This is a genomic window from Treponema putidum (assembly GCF_000755145.1).
Taxonomy (GTDB): Bacteria; Spirochaetota; Spirochaetia; order Treponematales; family Treponemataceae; genus Treponema_B; species Treponema_B putidum.
The window spans coordinates 524,694-542,241 of record NZ_CP009228.1 but is presented as its reverse complement, the minus strand read 5'-3'; the positions used below and the strand labels follow the sequence as shown (position 1 = coordinate 542,241).

Here is a 17,548-nt window from a genome sequence, read left to right as displayed (position 1 = left end):
TTTATTTAGCCCCAAAAAGCCTTTAGCATAGGAGCTATAACCAACGAAACCATTGACATAAGCTTAATTAGGATATTTATGGAAGGTCCGGAGGTGTCTTTGAAAGGGTCTCCTACGGTGTCGCCTACAACAGCGGCCTTGTGAGAAGGTGAGCCTTTTCCGCCTGCGATTCCGCCTTCAATCATCTTCTTTGCATTATCCCATGCACCGCCTGCATTGGACATAAAGACAGCCAATACAACGCCCGATACAGTTACTCCGGTTAAAAGACCGATTAACATTGCAGGGCCTCCTGCGAAGCCGACAATGATTGGTGTAATTATTGCTGCAAGGCCGGGGATAATCATTTCTTTTAATGCGGCTTGAGTACTGATATCTACGCATCTCTTATAATCCGGTTTTTCGGTATTTTCCAAGATTCCGGGGTGCTGTTTAAACTGGCGGCGAACCTCTTCAATCATCTTATGAGCTGCCTTTCCTACGGCCGACATTGTTAGAGCCGAGAACAAGAAGGGGAAAACACCTCCCAATAAGATGCCGACAAGAACGTTAATGTTTGTAATATCTACGCTTGCAACACCGGCCTGTTCTTTAAAAGAGGTAAAGAGGATGATGGCTGTTAAGGCTGCAGAACCTATTGCAAAGCCCTTACCGATAGCAGCTGTTGTATTTCCTACGGCATCGAGACTGTCTGTAATATTGCGTACATCCTTGGGGAAGTTAGCCATTTCAGCAAGGCCTCCGGCATTATCGGCGATGGGGCCGTAAGCATCAACTGCCAGCTGGATTCCCAGGGTTACCAGCATACCTACAGCAGCTATACCTACACCGTAAAGGCCTGCCAACATAAAGCTTGAAAAGATTGAAGCACCGATTAAAATCACAACAGGAAAGGCACTTCTCATACCTACGGCTAAACCTGAAATAATGGTAGTTGCAGCTCCTGTTTCGCAAGAATCTACTATGCCTTTAACCGGTTTTTTTCCTGTGCCTGTGTAGAATTCGGTGATTATACCGATTAAAACGCCTGCAGCAAGACCTATTACTGTAGAAGCAAAGATATGTAAATAGCCTTGAGTTCCGTTAAATGTTGCATCTCCAATGATGAATTTTACCAAGAAGAAAACAAAAACGGTTGCAACGATTGCAGCTCCGAAAGTTCCCATATTAAGCGCTTTTTGAGGGTTTGAACCGGGTTTTGCTTTTACAAAGAATGTCCCGATTAAGGAAGCTGCAAGGCCTACAACCGAAATCAGCAATGGCAGAATCATCATCTTAATTTTTAAAGAAGAATCGGGAGTATTTACAATTAAACCTAAAATCATAGCACCTACCAATGAGCCGACAAAAGACTCAAAAAGGTCGGCACCCATTCCTGCTACGTCTCCTACGTTGTCGCCTACGTTATCGGCAATAGTGGCAGGATTTCGGGGATCATCTTCGGGGATACCCGCTTCAACTTTTCCTACAAGGTCTGCACCTACGTCGGCAGCCTTTGTGTAAATACCGCCGCCTACACGGGAGAAAAGAGCAATGGAGGAAGCTCCCAGTGAAAAAGCTGTGGCCAAGGGTAAAATAATATCTTTAAGGATATTTTCTGTAGTTCCCAATATTGAAGTAGAAAGAATAAGAACGATAAAAAGACCTATAAAGGCAAGGCCTACAACGCTCATTCCCATAACGCTTCCGCCTGAAAAAGCAATTTTTAAAGCTCCGTTTAGTCCTTGATCCTTGGCAGCCTGTGTTGTGCGTGAGTTTGCCTGTGTTGCAACACGCATACCTATATAACCTGCCGACATTGAAGCAAGAGCACCAAGTAAGAATGAAAGGGACTGAAACCTTAGAGCCCCATTATTTCCGATAGCCAAAAAAACGGCAACTACGACAATGAAGGGAATAAGAGTTAAATATTCTCTTCTTAAAAAAGCCATAGCTCCATCGGCTATATGGCCTCCGATTTCTTTTAAAGCCTGGTCCGAAACCTTTTGTTTATAAATCCATAAGGTCCTTACAAGTGCATAAGCCAGGGCTGCAATTCCGCCTCCAAGCACAGCATACAATGCGAGTGAAATGCTCATTTTTTCCTCCTGTTGTGTTGTACAACTTTGAATAGATTATACGGTTTTTCCGTCATAATATCTTTAAATTTACCATATTTTTAAGAGTTTTGCAAGTAGGGGAAAAACAGTTGATATCAACAGGCGGCTATTCTCTTATCTCATCAAGGTTTATCCTAAATTCGTCTAAAAGTTTTTCTCTTATCGTCTCGTCATCAATGCGGTTAAAAACGGGTTTAAAGGACGCCTCGATTAAGAGCTTTTTAGCACTCAGTTCGTCAAAGCCCCGTGTCATAAGATAATACAGCTTAGCCTTGTTTACGGCTTCAAAACTCGCTGCGTGTTCACCTATAACGTCGTCTTCATCACAAAATATTGTGGGGATTGTAGCCCCTACAGTGGTTTTATCGAGCATAATAGTGTTATCCGAAAACCTTGCAATAGACTTTGAACAGCCCCTGTTTAAAAATATATTTCCCCGGAACATCTTATGAGCCTTGTTCTTTAAGGCTCCCTTTGCCGTAATTACGCCGAGAGAATTTTTTCCATTGATGATAAGATTTTGTTCCAAGTCAATGTGCCTTGTCTTATCTGCAAAGTAGAGGGGATATATTTGAACCTCGGCCCATTCTTCGGGCATATAGGTTGAAGTTGAGCTTCCGTTTATCCTTGCCCCAAGCTGAATGTCGTAAAGGGTAACTTGTGCCTTCTCCATTGCAGATATTTTTACCGTTTCAAAATTGATGCCGCAATGCGAAAGGTTTTGCACCTTTATAAATTCCAGTTGCGAGTTTTTTTCTGCAACTATGCTTAAAAGGCCGTTTCTAAAAATATCGGTTTTTGAGCAATCATATTCTCTTACATCATAGTAAAAAAATATTTTAGCCCTAGCTCCTTCTTCAATTACAATAAGGTTTTGGTCATAAAGAACATTATTGGCCTGATCCATTGTAAAATTGATTAGAACATTCGTAACTTGTGTATTATCTTTGCAGTTTTTTACTTTTAAGTAAATACCGGAATTTCTTTTATCCTTTACTTCTTGTACATAATTATCCCCGAGACCGCAATTTTTTTCGCGTTTTGTCTTTGTAAAATCAAAGAATTTTTCTATATTCTCCGAATTCTCCGAAAGGGAGGTTTTTAAAAATTGCTCAATCGGCATTTGTTCTATATTTTTATTTTCGGCCTGGCCATCGGCCTGGCCTCCGGCCCTGCCATCGACCTTACAGTTTAAATTGCAAAAAGGCTTTGTAGGGATATCCGTTTTTGTATAATCAAGCCGTTTAAAATAAGTTCTGTCACTCATATCTATCCTATAGTTCCTTCCAATTCGATTGTAATAAGGTTGTTCAATTCAACGGCATATTCCAAAGGCAGTTCTTTGGAGATAGGTTCGACAAAGCCCTTGATGATAAGGGATTTTGCGGCGGCCTCATCCAAGCCTCTTTGCATAAGGTAGAATACCATTGATTCACTTATTCTTCCGATTTTAGCCTCATGGCCTATGTCCACATCATCGGTATGGGATTCTATAATCGGAATCGTATCGGAGCGGGATTTATCGTCAAGCATTAGGGATTCACATTCGGCAACAGCCTTAGTTCCCGTTGCGTTTGCTCCTATGTATAAAAGGCCTCGGTAGTTTGATTCCCCGCCGTTTTTGGCTATTGAGCGGGAGTGCATTTCCGAGACGGTGTTTTTTCCTATGTGGACGGTTTTTGTTCCCGTGTCAAGACATTGCCCCTCCGAAGCGAAGGTAACACCTGTAAATTCGGAACGGGAACGGTCTCCTTTTAAGATGCTCATGGGGTAGAGCATGGTAACCCTGGAACCGAAAGAGCCTGAAACCCATTCAATAGCTCCGTCTTCTTCGACTATAGCCCTTTTGGTGTTTAAGTTATATAGGTTGCGAGACCAGTTTTCGATTGTAGAATAACGCAGTGTTGCTTTTTTTCCTATGTAGAGCTCAACAGCTCCTGCATGGAGGGCGTTTTTATAGTATTTGGGAGCACTGCATCCTTCGATAAAGTGGAGGTAGGCTCCGTCTTCGACAATTATGAGGGTGTGTTCAAACTGTCCCGACTGTTGAGCATTTAGCCTAAAATAGGACTGAAGCGGGAGTTCAACTTTTACTCCCTTTGGAACATACACAAAGGAGCCGCCAGACCAAACTGCACCGTGAAGGGCTGCAAATTTATGATCATTCGGCTTTATAAGCTGCATAAAATGCTTTTTTACTATATCTTCGTACTTATGAACGGCCGTTTCCATATCTAAGTAGACTACACCTTGTTTTTCCAATTCTTCTTTTAGACTGTGATAAACGACTTCCGAGTCATATTGGGCACCAACTCCTGCGAGGGAGTTTCGTTCGGCTTCGGGAATGCCCAGCCTGTCAAAGGTCTTTTTTATTTCTTCCGGTACATCATCCCAAGTCTCGGCCAAGGGCTTTGTATCGGAAACAATGTAGTGGATTATCTCTTGAATATCCAAATCGGAAATATCGGCTCCCCATTCAGGCATGGGCCGCTTATTAAAGTATGCTAGGGATTTAAGACGTAATTCCAGCATCCAATCGGGCTCTTTTTTGCGCGCAGATATTTTTTTTACGACTTCTTCGTTTAGGCCGAGTCCTGTAGAGTATTTATAGTCGATGCTGTCTTTTATATCATAGACACCGCGTTCTATATCCGAAACAAAGGTTCTCTTTCTTTCTTGGAAGAGAGTTGTTTTCTCTGTTTGTTTATCCGCATTTTTGTTTATGGTTTTACTCATAGGCTTTCTTTTATGTTTTCGTACCCGTTCTTTTCGATATATTCTACCAGTTCAAGGCTGCCTGTTTTTACAATGGTGCCGTCGACAAGAACGTGTACAAAGTCGGGCTTTATATAATCTAAAACCCTATTATGATGGGTAATAATCAAAATTCCCATATCGGATGTGCGTATTTTAGAAACGCTTTCAAAGACGGTCTTTGTAGCGTCAATATCCAGCCCCGAATCCGTCTCATCGAGGATTGCAAGTTTCGGGTTTAAAATAGCAAGCTGTAAGATTTCGTTTTTCTTTTTTTCTCCGCCCGAAAAGCCGACATTTAAGCTGCGGTTCGCGTATGCAGGATTGATTTTAAGCTGCTTCATTGTGTCAGATAAAAGTTTATGAAATTTTATCGCAGGTGTTTTTTCGCCTGTTACAGCTTCTTTTGAAGCACGCAAAAACTCTTCTATTTTTAAGCCCGGCACCTCTTCAGGTATTTGGAAAGAAAGGAATATACCTTTTCGAGCCCGCTCATAAACAGGAATGTCATTTATAAGCTCGCCCTCAAAGAAGATTTTGCCTTTATCAATGTTGTACTGAGGATTACCCACAATAGCCGCTGCCAAAGTGGATTTTCCGGCTCCATTTGGGCCCATTACCACATGAACCTCTCCCTTGTTTATACTCAAATTAAGATTTTTGAGAATCTGCTTCTCATCAACCGACATTTGAAGTCCTTGTATATCTAATAGTTTCATTATAACTCCCGTAATTTTGCATAATTGCCCATATAATATAACAATTTGAGAGGTAATATTCAATAAGAAAACAGGATAAAAATTTTGAAGTCTTTTTGCCTCATCTATTTTTATCTATTGACTCTGATACATCGATAATTTATACTCAATACCTATGGAAAGACTGATATTTACTTTTAATGTTGCACAAATTGTCCTATTCGGTGTCGGGCTGATTTGCTTTGTAGTACTGTTTTTTGTACCGGCCGGATACGGTAAAATGATAAATAAAAAATGGGGATTTTCCTTTAATAATAAAATCGCTTGGTTTGTGATGGAAGTGCCTACACTTATTACCATGATTGTCCTAATGTGCGTATGGGCTAAGCCTGAAAATTTTGTAAGAATTATAATCGGCCTTTTTTTTGTATTGCACTACGCTCAAAGAGTTCTTATATTTCCATTTTTACTTAAAGGAAAAAGTAAGATGCCCCTCCTCATCGTTTTGATGGGAATTACATTTAATACGATAAACGCCTTTTTAATAGGTGCATGGCTTTTTTACCTTTCCCCCAAGACCATGTACCCTATCTCGTGGCTATATGATCCCCGTTTTATAATCGGAGTTCTTATTTTTTTACTTGGGATGGCTATAAACATAGATTCGGACAAGTATATACGTTCATTACGAAAACCGGGGGATACTGCACACTATTTTCCGCATAAAAGAATGTACAGGTATGTATCCAGTGCCAATTATTTCGGAGAAATATTGGAATGGTTCGGCTTTGCCCTTTTATCTTGGAGCTTTGTAGGTCTCTTGTTTGCCTTCTGGACATGTGCCAACCTTGTTCCGAGGGCCTATACTATAAATAAAAGCTACAAGAAAGAATTTCCTGAAGAATTTGCAGCTTTAAAACCTAAGAGGGTGTTTCCTTTTATATTTTAGATTAAACTTAATTAATACCTATTTCAGCCGCTGCCTTTCTTTTACTGAAATACCTAATCCCTTCGGCAATAAGCATAATTACACCGGCAAGCATACAAATAAGAGTAAGCATAACATATGCGCGCCAGTCTAATAATCTATATATAACGTTACTCATCAAATTATGTATAGAATGGAGTAAGATACATGCATAAAGAGATTTTGTCTTTTCATAACAATAGGCTGATAGTAAACCTCCCATCATTGTTACAACAATCTGCATATAACTCCCATGTAAATGTATCAATCCGAATAATACCGCAGAGACAAGAGCTGCGATTTTTACATTAAATAATTTTTTTGTATCATCATAGATTACTCCCCTAAATATAAGCTCTTCATATATAGGTACTATGGTAAGAGTCATTATAAACCTCTGAATAACAAATGGCTTGTATATAAAATAGGTATTAAATATAGTGCGGATAGTAAAGCTCTCTTTTCCCGTAAATCTATTTAAAAAATAAATAACCGAATTTTGTATAGTGTTCTTAAAATAATTAAAACCGCTGAATAAAACCCATGCTATAAGTGTAGTTATAATGATATCAACCAATAATATTTTTATAACTGTGGAAAATTTAAAAGACTTAAATTGTAAAATATTTTTGTTTTCTTTAAACCGTTTAAAGGTTATGACTGCAATGCCCAATACAGTATACACAAGAGTCTTGAGTATATACCAATATTTTTCTTTATACATAAGCACATCTACATATATAATCTCAATAATAAAATATGCGGTAAAAGCTTCAATTATAATCGATATAAACCACAAAAATACGGTTAAAATGCGTTTTTTACCCAGCATAAAACTACACTCCTAATAAGTGATGACACTGTTACGGCTTCACTTATAAGTATAGGGCAGGTCTGCTTATTTGTCAAGGAAGATTTTAAAAACAGCTGTCTTGAAAAAACATTAAAAATCATTTATTCTATTTAATATGTTTGCCTTTACCGGATAAAATTATGAAAAAATCGTTTTTTAGTATATTTTTTTGTTTTTTGTTTTTTCTTTTAAGCTGCCCGCACAAACCCTTGACGCTCATTGGACATTAGTGTTTGCCGGCAAGAATATAACGGTTCCGGTTTTTTGGAATGGAAATATTTATACGGCAGGGGACGATAAGGCCCTAAACTGTATTACCTCTCAAGGCACATTTTTATGGCGAAGAAATACAAGTGAATTCCCAAGTAATTTTTTATCGGTTTCTCAAGCAGGACTGGTTTACATGGTTACTGCAAAGGGGAATATTGAAGCCTTTTCTTCTCAAGGGATGCCTCTTTGGACTTATCCTTTAAAGAAAAAACCGATTTTTCCCGTACATACTGCACGGGATGGGCGCATTTTTATAATCCAAGAAGATAACATAATTTGTCTTACTTCTTCGGGAAAACTAAAATGGGAAATTCCCCTAGTTTCCGCACCCATATTTCAGCCTTCTGAAACCGGTTCCAAAGATATAGTTTTGATTTTAAAATCGGGGGATTTCTTGCGTGTTTCTATCTTCGGTTCGGTTGTAGAGCAGCGCAGGCTTAAAAAGACCGTCTCGGCTATAGGGGAGGCTCCTGAAGGGTACATTCTTGCTTGTACGGACGGTTCAATTTCGTACTACAAAACGGGAGGAGGCTCCGAAGCTCTTTGGCAAACTACCGAGCCCGAAATATGCAGAAATGCTTTTTATAATAAGGGCGGAAAGGTTCTTTATATGTTTGAAAGCGGTAAGCTGATTTTTAAAGATTTAAAGACCAATGAACTTATATGGGAAGAAAAAACTTCGGGTAATTTTTCGGGCGGGGTGCATTGCTATGCAATCGGCAACGAATTCAATATTACCGCAAAAGGATTCGGCTGTCTTATTACAGACTCAGGGCGCATCAAATGGGAAAAAAAGATACCCGAAACCGATTTTTTCCCTATTATAACCGAAAACGGGCTTTTAGTCGGAATAACAAATGAAATTTTAAACGCTTACAGAGTCGAAACAAAGCTCTTACGAAAGGGAACAAAAATAAGTTCTCCTGATAGTTTCTATTCTATAGTGCAAAAAGACGATAAGGGTAAGGATGACCTTCCGTTTTTTGTTGAATATGCTACTACGGCAGAACTTTTAGATGTTATACAAAAAGAAATAGAAAACGGCGCAGTAGGCGAAAAGGAACCTCGCTATGCTTTTCAGTTAAAAACCATATTGGAAAATAAGCGCAAGGCTTCATATTTTGCGCAAGATTTTAATGCCTTTGATAGAGCAAGGGCTGCAGAGCTTTTAGGAAGGTTAGGCTCCTATGAATATAGGGATATTTTATTGAACGGAATCTATAAAATAGATGACCCTGATGTGCTCGCCGGAATTTTGCGGGGCTTGGAGCATCTTGCCTATGATCCCGACGGCAAGACAATGGAAGGTATACGTTTTGTTATGGGAAAGGCCAAATATGATGACATAAACCTTATGGCTGCAGTCTGTGATTGTTTAACTGCACTGATGCGTTTCGGCGATCAAGAAACTTCCCGGGCTGCTATTTCAAGCCTTTTTTATGTAATTAAGGGGCCTTATTCAAATATTATTCAAAATTATGCAAGACAAAAACTAAAAAATATAGTACAATAGGAAGAACGGAGGATTTGCTTATGAGAAAACTATTGGTTTTTTCGTTTTTTACACTTATGTTAATTTTTTCAGGTTTTGCAATTGAGGTTGACAGACCTGAAATTGACTCTGTAAGAAATAGGGCTATAGAATTTATTAACTACAACGGCCCCCATGATGTTGTCGATAGTGTTGACACAATTCGAGGTATAGGCTCTAATCTTGCAGGGGCAGTACAAAACGGACGTGCAGGAGATATGAACAGATACGCAGTTATTCACTGTGTAGACCCGGAAACAAAAGAAGGCCTTGATGCGGATATCTTTATTATAGGAAAAGATGCCGGTGTTGATCATATAAATAATGTAAGGCTTATTATCTCAGGATATTTAATGTCCGCTTACGGATATTCCGGCAGAGATGCGGCAACTCTTGCACACTTTGTTACAATCTATAATGCCGTTTACCGCGGGCAGATGGATTTTTTTAATCAAAAGTACAAGCAGGTTGTTACAAAGAATTTGACAAAAGAAAAAGCCGGTTTAGCCCTGCGTTATGATGAATGGCCGGGTCAAACTCAAATAGTCATTCCGCTAACAGACCAAAAATATGCCGGTACTATAAGTTCAGTAGATACGACTTCTATTTCCGATAAAAAGGTTGTCGAAAAAATGCGTGAAGATGAAGATAAGGACATTGAAAAACGCAAAGAAATGGTTGACCTAAAAGAAAGAGAAAGCGAAGAAGCCGCTAAGCGTGCAGAGCTTGCAAAGAAAGAAGCCGAAGCAAAACAAAAAGAAGCTGATAAGCAAAAGAAAGAAGCCGAAGCAAAGCAAAAAGAAGCCGATAAACAAAAACAGCAGACTGAACAAAAACAGCAAGAAGCTAAAAAAGCAGAAGAAAAAGCTGCAAAAACAGGAAAGCCTGAAGATAAAAAAGCTGCTGAAGAAAAGCAAAAAGAAGCTGTAGAAGCTCAAAAAGAAGCGGAAAAGAAGACCGAAGAGGCTAAAAAAGCTAAAGAAACTGCCGAAGAAGAGCAAAAAAAAGCGGATGAGGCCAAACAAGAAATAAAAGAAGAAGAAAAGATGGCCGAAAAAAAGGCTGAAGAAGCTCAAACTGATAGGAAGGACATTGCTTCGGATACACAGAAAATCATAGAAGATAAAAAGGCTGAGAAAAAAGCCGAAGGCGATGCTGCTATTGCTTCGTCAATTCCCGGCTATGGTTTAAAGGTTGTAGATGAATCAAAGATGCTTTCTGAATTGGTTCTTCTGGATCTAAAAACGGAAGAAGAACTTAGAACTTCGGGAATCAATACGATTAGAGGAAGGAACCTCTACATTGTAGGAAAAAATCTGATGGCAATAGCCGGTACTCAGTCCGGTAATGCTGTAATAGCCCTTGTACTGATAGATTCAAAATCCCTTGAGATTGTTAAACAAAGTCAAGAGAATATTGCAGGTGAAAGTGTTTTGGTTAAAAACGGAAATGATTATTATGCGGTTATTGACAGCAACGGTAAATACTATATAGGCCGATATAATGAAAATCTTGAGCTTCAAGCTAAGTCTGCAGTGCAGGTATTGCCCTATACTCCAATAACAATCAGCGATCGAGGCTTATTAATTCAGGACAGTAATAATTCTATACGCTTATTAAGACTAACGGATTTGACAAATATAGTAATTTCGGAAGATAAAGACGAAAAACCTTTTGATAAAAAAGATCTTTAAACGGAGGAAGATTTTATGGTAAATGAAAAGAAAAAGTATGAGATTTTGGGCATGCCGCTCACACTTTTCGGCATTATTTCGGCAGTTGTAATTGCTGCAACATGGTGGAATAAGCTGCCTGGCGGAATGATAGGAGCCCTTCTTTTGATGATGGTACTTGGTGAAGTACTAAACATTATCGGAGACAATACTCCTATAGTAAAAACATTCTTTGGGGGAGGGCCGATTGTAATTATCTTTGCATCCAGCGCCCTTGCTTATTATAATATTTTGCCCGAAGGAATTTTAAAAAATACTTCGACCTTTATGAAAAGCGGAGGTTTTTTAGACTTTTACATTGCAGCCCTTATCACAGGTTCTATCCTGGGAATGGACAGAAAGCTTTTAATTAAGGCTGCTATACGCTACTTCCCGTGCATCATAGGCTCTGTTGCAGCAGCATTGGTTTTGGTTGCACTAGGCGCTCCTATTTTTGGAATGAAGGCAACGGAAGCTATAGCTTATGTCGGTATTCCAATCATGGGCGGAGGTATGGGGGCCGGAGCCGTTCCGATCTCCCAAGTATTTTCATCCGCATTGAAAATTCCCACAGAGCAAATCTTATCTAAGCTTGTACCGGCAGTAGCTCTCGGTAATGCTCTTGCAATAGTTGCCGGAGGTGTACTAGATAAACTCGGTAAGGTTAAACCCTCTTGGACAGGAAACGGACAGCTTCTTGCAAGCGGAACATTTGAAGTTCCTAATGATGAAGAACTTCAAAGGCATTTTTCTTTGCAGGAGTTCGGAATTGCTATCGTTATTGCAACAGCCTTCTTTACATGGGGAAATATAGTATCTAACATATTTAAACTTATAGGGGTAAATATCCACACCTATGCTTGGATGATTATAAGCGTTGCTGTTGTAAAAGCTGTAAATATCCTGCCCAAAAACTTTGAAAATGCTTGCGCTCTTTGGTATAAATTCGTCGCAAAAAACTTTACCGCAGCCCTCTTGGTCGGTATAGGTATTGCATATACAAACCTTGGCGATATTATCGGAGCATTCAGCATTTCTTATGTTGTACTTGTTCTCTTGGTTGTAATCGGTGCAATTATCGGTGCCGGAATTATAGGAAAACTTGTAGGCTTTTATCCGATTGAAGCTGCTATTACTGCAGGTCTTTGTATGGCAAACATGGGAGGAACGGGAGATGTTGCCGTTCTTACGGCCTCAAAGCGCATGGAGCTCATGCCCTTTGCTCAAATCTCATCCCGCTTGGGAGGTGCATTTATAATCCTGCTTGCCTCGTTCTTAGTCCCGCTGTTTTTCGGCTAAATGAAGCAATCTTGTGATAAAATAATTTTGCAAAACCCCTTCAAATCCTTTAAGGATTGGAGGGGCTTTGTTTATTCTGCCAGATTTTTTGTTTAATTAAAAATGATATTCAAAGCTTAATTGAACAAAGTGATTATTTTTCCATGAAGCAAATTCGCTTTTTTTATCTTTTGCATAAATATAAGCCCCCGTTCCTTCCACATAAAATTCGTCTTTTATCCTATATTTTATTTTGGGCATAATAACTGCATCATTGTGTTCTATTCCCCAAATTATTGTTATAGAATCGCTTAAATTTTCGTGGAGCCATGAGTCCGAAATATTTACAACTAGCTTATTGTTTGAAGCTTTTTGTGCTTTATTCCAATCCATGTCTATAAAACCGTTTTTATTATTTTCTTTTACATTTTTAAAACCTAAAATATAAGAACCTATATTTTGAATATTTAGGTTTATGTTATTGAGCGGAATATCTACATCAAAACCTAAAACCCACTGAATACTGTTATTATGAACGGCAGGATTATTACCCTTAAAATCGTAACTCATATAATATGCAGCTTCCGATCTAAAATTAAACATAAAAATTGCAGCTCCGAAATCCATACCAAAAATGTGAATAGGATCGTAATAAACACAATCTCTTATATTCCCGCCGCTCATAGCTTTTTCAATCATTGCAGAAACATCGATAGACGGAGTTTTATAATGCCCAAAATAATATTGGCAAGCCATATCGGTCGGCCCCAAAGAACCTGAAAGCCGTAAGCCGTACTGCCCGTATTTTATCTGATTCATATCGGGAAGAAAAGAGTTCATTCCGATTTTTATAAAAGGATCTAAATCAAAGTTTTGGATTATTGTGCCGGCTTTTTGTAAGGAAGTTTTACATTCCTCAATAATAAATTTTGCATATTTTTTTGATTCTTTTTCTGCAATTTCATTTATTTTATCTTCGGTTAATGTTCCTGAAATATCGATAGTAATGGGCTTGCCGCTTAAAGATTTTAATATTGCTTTTATTACAGGTTTTTGAAGAGAATTAAATTGTGAACTAATTTGATCTATTTCCTCATCAGACAATACAGGAAAATTTACCGTTATATTAGCCGGAGGAGATGTTATGGCAGTTAAAGTATCCTTTATGGTTGTATACATTATATTTTCAATTTTTTGTGATGGAAATAAATCTAGCAATGTACCGTCAAAAAGGGTACTGGAGAGTTTTTGTTTTGCCTCCTCAATTTGCGAAGGTACCCAAGGCCCTTTTAAGGAAACACGGTCGGGGGTCATAAGAGGTGTCCATGCAGCTTCGAGCCGCAAGGATATAGGAGCATTGTAAGCTAGATGAATCATCGGCTCTCCTATTCTTCGGTCAATATAAGAAGGAATAGTAAAATCCGTAAAATCGTTAGCATTAAATACATCCAAAACATGGAGCATATCACCCTTTCCCCAAACCAGTTTCATCTTTCCTGTTGATAGTACAAAATCTCCAAGATAGGCTCTCATTGTACACTCATCAATAAAATCAAGAGGATATTCTAAAATAGTCCTCATATTGAATCTAAAATGAGAGTCAATTTCCGTTTTTGAAGAAGAGTGTTTTAAATTTATGCCGAAATTAGGAACAGCGTCCGCCCGCTTTAAATCAGGGTGAGGATAGAATCTTATTCCAAGAGCGGCAAAGCCTGAAAATTCAAAATTCGACGATAAACTTTGTCCGGTTTCCGAGTTTGCACTTTCATTACCGAAATCGGAATCATCAAAAAATGAGTCTTGAGCTTGAGCAGAATTTAGAAAAATAAAAATCATACAAATAAATATATATTTTTTCATACACACTCATCCCATAAAAAGACACCCTATAATCTTCCCGTATTTAAAAAATTCTGCGTGAACATTTTATCATTAATCGGTTTATCTATTTCTATATTTAGGATTTCAAGATGGGTAGAATGTTTGGTTTGAACATTCGTTAAATTTCCTTTTATAGGAATCCAATATCCGTTCTTTTGTTCAAGTTTTTCTACCTTCAATACTTTGAGCAACGCACCTTTTTTGTCATACATTTCGGCCATTACCGGAATACAAGTTACTTTATCGATGTAGGTAATTTTTTTTGAGTACCGGCTGCTTTTCGGATCTACTGCTGCCGATTCGACTTTCCAGCAATTGTAAGAATCAACTGTTTCTTCTCCGAGCAGAGTATGAGTATCATCATCTATCTTTCTTGTTTCAAGATCATCATAATCGGCATCAGTTCCCATAAATGGTTTTGAACCTTCGGCTCCCGCAATACGGCGGACAGTTCTAAGAGCCGGAAGATAAATCCACTTATCGTTAGCCCTATCTTTATTTACTATTTGCAAAAACCTTGTATCTTTAATCAAAGTAGGTTTTTTAAAAACGATAACGGCAGCTCCTGTTTTATCTCCGGGATCTTTTGCCCATTGTTCTATCATCCGTTCTTCAGTATTTCCTTTAGAATCGACAAGAGTCATCTTTAAGGCAGAGTGAGTAAACTTAGGCCGTTTTACATCGAGTGATTTTTGAACAATACTTTTGCCGTCTTCAGCAAAGGCAAAGCTGATACATAATACCGTTAATGCAAACAGTATAACCGCTTTTTTTAACAATGACTTATTCATTTGTTTCTCCTTTCGGCTTTTGCGCAAAAATATTTTTATGCGGTTTAGCCATAAATGATGGTTTAAAAATATTTAATACGACAGGTAATATGGTCAATGCAGCAACGGAGCTTGTGAACATTACTACCGCTACCAAAAAACCTACAAACCTGAGGACTACGAATTTAGAAAAACACATTACCAAAAAACCGCATCCGACCGAAAAAGCGTTTACTGCAATTCCTTTTCCTGAATGGCGGAGAGTTTTTAATGTAACCTGTGTTAAGTCTTCACTTATTATTCTTTCATTATGATAATTATTCATAAAGTGAACCGTGTAATCTATTCCGATTCCTATTGCAATAGCCGCAACCAAACTTGTTACCATATCAAGGTTTATTCCCGTTAAACTCATAATGCCGAAATTAAGTAATATGGAAATACCGAGAGGAATAGCCCCGATTAGACCTGCAATAAAAGATCGGTAAAAGAGAGATAAAATACAAAACACTATACCAACAGCCAAAACCAAACTTGATACCTGACTTGAAATTATCATAGAAGTCATAGCTGTTTCCAACTCTCCCAAACCGGCCGCTTCTAAAGTATAGCCTTGAGGAAAATGTGTACTTGCAAAATATTCTGCATCCTGAATAACATTTTTAATTTTCCCCGTATCATGAGTCCGCATTATAATCTGCATTCTGCTTTTCTTAGGTTCAAGAGTTTCATCTAAAAGAGAATCAAGAGCCCCCGAATATAAAAGCAAATACTGCGAAATAATATTTTTTAATTCTTCTTTTTGTGAAACAGAATATTTTTCGATATCGTCGGGTATTTCATAATAAGCCGCTCCTCTATAGTTAATCTCACGCTTTAAGGCTTCAATAAATTCGGATACACCGAGTTCTCTTGAATTAGAAGAAGCATAAGCTTTAGCGTAAGCTGAAACGAATAGCTCTATAGTTTCTTCTCGATTTAAGTTATCTTTTAATACCGAAGCTGTACCGGAAGCAATTGCATCGGTTTCAGAGTATGAATCACTTTCAAGAGTATCTTCATCATCGAAAAAACTGTCAACGATATCGGAGCTTTCTTCATTTGCATTATAAGTATGAGGTTCTATAGGATGAGCATTCATAACCTGATTCATGCGTTTTATAAATTCTGTAAAAGAAACAATGCTGCCTATTTCGGGATGATTTGATTTTAAAAAATTTTCAAGATCATCCATGCTCTTTAAAATTTCAGGATTGCACATATCTCCTTTTTCACGTCCTGTTACAACCAAGCTAAAACCTGTAGTTCCTACATACTTATTATCGATAGAAACTACATCACTGCGTATCTTTGAATTTTTAGGAAAATATTCCAAAAATGCCGACTCAATATTAAGATTAAAAATTCCCCAAATTGAAATTCCTATTATGACTAAGAGACCTATAATGAAAACAGCCTGTCTTTTATTAAAATAGGAATAAAATCTATCGAGAACAGCTCCTTTTTTATTTACACCCAGAGCTGCAAGGCGCGCATTCTTTTTAACATTTAGGAGGCTCATTCTTTTTTGCTGCTTTTGTATTTGTTTGACCGATTTTAGCATTAAAACAGAGGGTATAAATAAAAAAGCTAAGGAAAGAGCGATGACAATACCTACCGCACTAAAGATCGCAAAAGATTTCAAGGGCTTTATAGGACTTGTTATTGTAGAAACAAATCCTGCAATTGTTGTGATGCCTGCAAGTAAAACAGGCGGACTGGCACTTTTAAGTGTCTGCATTATAAGTTCATGGTGGCGGCTTACACTTGTAATAAGAGGCTCCTTTTCCAATTTTTGGTAATAATAATTTATTATGTGTATCCCATAAGCGGAACCTACAGCGATAAGCAAGACGGGAAGACAGCTTGAAACTATCGTAAGAGGTTCTTCTATGATTGACATAATGCCGGCCGTCCAAATCGTACTTATTAAAACCGTCAATAGGGGGAGAATAGTTCCTTCTATATTTTTAAAGGAGAAGAAAAGACAAAGCAAAACCACAACTGTTATTAAAGGGATTAGATTTTTTAAATCTGCATACATAAATATTTTTCCATATTCACCTAATACCGGATCTCCTGCAATTTTATAGTTTAAACTTTTATCCTTACTCAAATTTGTTTCAATTATGTTTAAGGTCTCATTGTAAATACGGCTTACTTCAGGCGGAGTTGAGTCTGAGTTTAAGGTTGCAATTATTTGTACGCCTTTAAAATCTGAAGACAGAACGGTACCGATATATGCCTTAGGCCATTCTAAAATTCTTTTTTGTAGATCATCTATTTCACTCTTTGTTCCGTTAAAATCTTCGGGGATTAAGGCCCCTGTTGAAAGAGTTCCTTGGTCATCGGTAATAAAATCAACATTTGTTATCGACTTTACATTTACAATATTGTCAAGATTTTCCAAGTCTTCGGTAATTTGTGCAATTATCCCAATAGTTTCTTTATGAAGGATAGTTTCTTCCTTTGTTTCTATTACAACATCCATTATATATTGATCGCCGAAATCTTCAGTTAATCGGTTAAAGCGTTTGTACGAATCATGTTCTTCAGGAAAAAAATGACGCAATTCATTATCCATAATTATATTCGGAAGCATAAAAGCAAAAAATACAGTTACACCTAAAACAATTGTTAAAATAATAAAGCTCAATTTTGTTTTATTCATAAAGTTCCAATCTCCTTAGATAATT

The 17,548-nt window shown here is 37.9% G+C and carries 12 protein-coding genes; 4 read left to right on the top strand and 8 right to left on the bottom strand.

Annotated elements, in window-relative coordinates:
- Positions 1 to 5: 5 nt before the first annotated feature.
- From JO40_RS02395 to sufC, 4 genes are all read right to left on the bottom strand, one after another.
- Positions 6 to 2,078 (bottom strand): sodium-translocating pyrophosphatase, encoded by a 2,073-nt coding sequence (locus tag JO40_RS02395; protein ID WP_044977735.1) that lies wholly within the window; start codon positions 2,076 to 2,078, stop codon positions 6 to 8.
- A gap of 127 nt (positions 2,079 to 2,205) precedes the next feature.
- A complete protein-coding gene (sufD, locus tag JO40_RS02390) occupies positions 2,206 to 3,366 on the bottom strand; it encodes a Fe-S cluster assembly protein SufD (RefSeq protein ID WP_044977734.1) in 1,161 nt (386 codons plus the stop codon).
- 2 nt (positions 3,367 to 3,368) lie between these two features.
- Positions 3,369 to 4,835 carry a Fe-S cluster assembly protein SufB gene (gene sufB / locus JO40_RS02385; protein ID WP_044977733.1) on the bottom strand — a complete coding sequence of 489 codons (1,467 nt, stop codon included), beginning with the start codon at positions 4,833 to 4,835 and terminating at the stop codon, positions 3,369 to 3,371.
- Entirely contained in the window at positions 4,832 to 5,572 is a 741-nt protein-coding gene (gene sufC / locus JO40_RS02380; protein WP_044977732.1) for a Fe-S cluster assembly ATPase SufC, read from the bottom strand. The genes sufB and sufC overlap by 4 nt, the downstream gene beginning before the upstream one ends.
- Positions 5,573 to 5,726: 154 nt before the next feature.
- On the opposite strand from sufC, the gene JO40_RS02375 reads away from it, so the two are divergent.
- On the top strand, positions 5,727 to 6,500 hold the full coding sequence (locus JO40_RS02375) for a DUF1295 domain-containing protein (protein ID WP_044977731.1): 774 nt from the start codon (positions 5,727 to 5,729) through the stop codon (positions 6,498 to 6,500).
- A 7-nt stretch (positions 6,501 to 6,507) separates the two neighbouring features.
- On the opposite strand, the gene JO40_RS02370 is transcribed toward JO40_RS02375, so the two are convergent.
- Positions 6,508 to 7,350: a CPBP family intramembrane glutamic endopeptidase gene (locus JO40_RS02370; protein ID WP_044977730.1), complete on the bottom strand. Its 843-nt coding sequence runs from the start codon at positions 7,348 to 7,350 to the stop codon at positions 6,508 to 6,510.
- A 190-nt stretch (positions 7,351 to 7,540) separates the two neighbouring features.
- On the opposite strand from JO40_RS02370, the gene JO40_RS02365 reads away from it, so the two are divergent.
- The 3 genes from JO40_RS02365 to JO40_RS02355 are packed head-to-tail and all read left to right on the top strand — an operon-like array spanning position 7,541 to position 12,183.
- On the top strand, positions 7,541 to 9,154 hold the full coding sequence (locus tag JO40_RS02365) for an outer membrane protein assembly factor BamB family protein (RefSeq protein WP_044977729.1): 1,614 nt from the start codon (positions 7,541 to 7,543) through the stop codon (positions 9,152 to 9,154).
- A 20-nt stretch (positions 9,155 to 9,174) separates the two neighbouring features.
- Positions 9,175 to 10,866 carry a P83/100 family protein gene (locus JO40_RS02360; RefSeq protein WP_044977728.1) on the top strand — a complete coding sequence of 564 codons (1,692 nt, stop codon included), beginning with the start codon at positions 9,175 to 9,177 and terminating at the stop codon, positions 10,864 to 10,866.
- Positions 10,867 to 10,881: 15 nt separating this feature from the next.
- A complete protein-coding gene (locus JO40_RS02355) occupies positions 10,882 to 12,183 on the top strand; it encodes a 2-hydroxycarboxylate transporter family protein (protein ID WP_044977727.1) in 1,302 nt (433 codons plus the stop codon).
- A 96-nt stretch (positions 12,184 to 12,279) separates the two neighbouring features.
- On the opposite strand, the gene JO40_RS02350 is transcribed toward JO40_RS02355, so the two are convergent.
- From JO40_RS02350 to JO40_RS02340, 3 genes are read right to left on the bottom strand one after another with little or no spacing between them, the layout of a single operon-like run.
- Complete coding sequence (locus JO40_RS02350) at positions 12,280 to 14,022, bottom strand: DUF1302 family protein (protein WP_044977726.1); 1,743 nt, start codon at positions 14,020 to 14,022, stop codon at positions 12,280 to 12,282.
- A 26-nt stretch (positions 14,023 to 14,048) separates the two neighbouring features.
- Positions 14,049 to 14,834, bottom strand: coding sequence for an outer membrane lipoprotein-sorting protein (locus tag JO40_RS02345; protein ID WP_044977725.1), 786 nt, complete (start codon positions 14,832 to 14,834; stop codon positions 14,049 to 14,051).
- Positions 14,827 to 17,523: an efflux RND transporter permease subunit gene (locus JO40_RS02340; protein ID WP_044977724.1), complete on the bottom strand. Its 2,697-nt coding sequence runs from the start codon at positions 17,521 to 17,523 to the stop codon at positions 14,827 to 14,829. The genes JO40_RS02345 and JO40_RS02340 overlap by 8 nt, the downstream gene beginning before the upstream one ends.
- Positions 17,524 to 17,548: the final 25 nt, after the last annotated feature.